Genomic DNA, 2,713 nt, shown 5'->3' with positions numbered 1-2,713 from the left:
AGTAGGTGATATTTTATTGATAATCAATGAGAAATAAATGCCGGAAGAACTTTTCATGAGATAATTGCAATTTGTTAAATAGCTAATTACCAGATATATAATAAATAGTTTTGTAATCATGTATCTACTCAAATGATCCTTTATTTATATATCAAGATTCTGTTTATCAAGATATTAATAGGTAATAAGGCTAAACGATGAATTATAATTCCAATACTATAGGTTTGAAAAAACATTTATATGTATGAAATGCTTGAAGAGTATATTGGGAACATATCGGTAAATTACATACATAAGGGAAGTATATTATATGGTCTTATTTTTTTGACATATATTAATTCTAAATATGGATATATTCATTTACACAGACAATAAAATAGGATAATCTTCCAAGTGATTCAAAAAGAATTTTTATGTGGAACACCTTGTTGAATAAAAGTCAGGAATGTCGTTTACTGCTAACAAGAAGTTAGGAGTTTGAGAACAAGAAGTTAACTCCTTGTCGACAAACTCTTAATTTCTTGTCGACAAGAAATAGACTCATTGTAATGCTTTGATTATTAGCATTATTACTAAAGATTATTATCTGCTTATTTGTAATTATAACTCTCATTTTAGATTATTCTTTAAATAGTATTTGGGCTATGGAGTAGGCATATTATGGCAACATTGCGTGTAATGCTTCTTAAGTTCCTTTATATTACTATTTAAATATGAAAGACAGATAATACAAGAAACTGAAAAAGAAGAGAAATAGAACAGAATCTCAAATAGACCAGATATGTGAAGTCATAAAAAAGGTGTAACTCAATTATCCAATATTCCTAAAGCTTCATGGCAAACGGTTACACCTTAATTCAACGAGACTTATTTTCCTTTTTTACGATGAGCTAATGAGTGGTTTTTCTCCAAATCACTTATTATTGTCATGTCCATAACATTAGTGTATATTTGCGTAGTTTTCACACTCTTATGCCCTAAAAGTTTTTGCACGGTTGTAATATTAACACCATTGTAAATCAATAACGTTGCATTAGTATGTCGTGCTGTATGGAATGACACTTTTTTAGATAACCCGGCTAATCGGGTAATGATAATCAACTCTTTATTCACGTTCGAATTATCTCTCAAATGAAAAAAATCTTGTAGATTTGCCTGATACTTATTCAAAATCTGAATTCCTTTTCCGTTGAATAATAAATATAATGGAAGTCGGACTTCTGTACCGGTTTTGATAGACTTATAGATTAACCAGGTCTCCTGATGCATTTCCACAATGTTTTCCGGCTTCATATTTACAAAGTCGGAATATCTCATACCTGCGTAACAACAGAACAGAAATGCATCCAATGTCTTCTGGTATTTTATATATCTTCCAGTCAATTGCAAAGTTTCCATTTTTTCTAACTCCTCCGGCGCCAAATGCGTATGTCCATTTTCTACGGTTTTGATCTTATATTTCCTGAAGGCATATTTTTGTATATCCATATACTCCTTATTAATAGCTACATTGATATGCCGTTTTAAATGCTTCATATGTTTAGCTATGGTGTTAGTATGATACCCTTTCGATTGCAGAAAATATTCAAATGAAGATACAAACTCAAAAGTTAAATCAGAGAATGTTACATTCTTTTTAAAATCTTGCAATAGTGCAAGCGTAGAGAGATGATTACGCTTGGTACTTTCCTTTAAGCCGGAAGTCATCACTTCCTGCTTAAAAAAAGGTATAAATGAAGATTTATCTTCCTGTTCTTGCTGTTCAGAAAGCATCTCTTTCAATATCTCCAAAGTGATAGGTTTACCCTGTTGCCAGAGCTCAAGTTCGCGCTTTTCTATCATGGCCATAAACTCATAAATCAATCGATTTAAGGCATCTGCATTAGGATGGTTTTTTACTAGTAGTTTTTTCGCATCCCATTGATCCGGTCTCAGATAGACTTTAGTAGAGAAGTACTTCTTCTTCCTATTCAAGTAAGCCTCTACCTGTACTAAAGCTACGCCTCGTTTATTAAGGCTCTTTTTCCGGTTGTACACTAAACTGTAAATAATCTTGTTCATCTTTAGTTGTTTTAGTTAATACTATGAACAAATAAGACGAAATAATGTGCTATACAAGAAATAAAGAAGACTTAATATCTGTAAAAGTACGCTTTACAAAGTGTTTTTTGTTTTGTATTTCCTTTATAAAAAAGGTAAATCTACGTAAAATGACTTTCAAATTAATCCTCCCAATGCACATTTTTAACACTTTTAGTTTAAAAGGTGAGGTATCTATTAAGGAATGATAGCCTGAGAGGTGCTTCAGAGTGATAGCAATCAGAATGTCATTTAGGTTTTTTAAGTGCAAAAAAGCTGCTGTTAAGCATAAAAACAAGCATTTGATTAACAAATTGATAGATTTACAAGGTTTTTTCAACAAAATAATTGTTCGTTTCAGTTTTATTAATATATTTGCATTTTGTTAGAGTAAAGAAACAATTAATGTAAAGTTAAACTTTAAGAGAGAATTTATGAAAAGAAAATTAATGCTGTTATTGGCCTGTCTTTTTGTTGGAATAGGCCTAGTAACTGCCCAAACTCAGACAATCACGGGTGTTGTGATTTCTGAAGAAGATGGGCAGCCAGTTATTGGAGCCTCTGTATTGGTAAAAGGTACTCAACTTGGTACTATTACCGGTGTAGATGGTGATTTTACTTTATCGAACGTACC

General features: G+C 31.5%; 2 protein-coding genes. One reads left to right on the top strand and one right to left on the bottom strand.

Annotated features, from left to right (window positions below):
- Positions 1–867 precede the first annotated feature (867 nt).
- Positions 868–2,061, bottom strand: a complete 1,194-nt coding sequence (locus BACCELL_RS15475) for a site-specific integrase (RefSeq protein ID WP_007212827.1) — start codon at positions 2,059–2,061, stop codon at positions 868–870.
- Between the two features lie 452 nt (positions 2,062–2,513).
- Here BACCELL_RS15475 and BACCELL_RS15465 point away from each other — a divergent pair.
- On the top strand, positions 2,514–2,713 hold a 200-nt coding region (locus tag BACCELL_RS15465), incomplete at its 3' end, for a carboxypeptidase-like regulatory domain-containing protein (RefSeq protein ID WP_007212826.1).

The organism is Bacteroides cellulosilyticus DSM 14838, assembly GCF_000158035.1.
Lineage (GTDB): Bacteria > Bacteroidota > Bacteroidia > Bacteroidales > Bacteroidaceae > Bacteroides > Bacteroides cellulosilyticus.
Note: the sequence above shows the minus strand (reverse complement) of the source record. Positions and strands in the feature narration are given on the sequence as shown.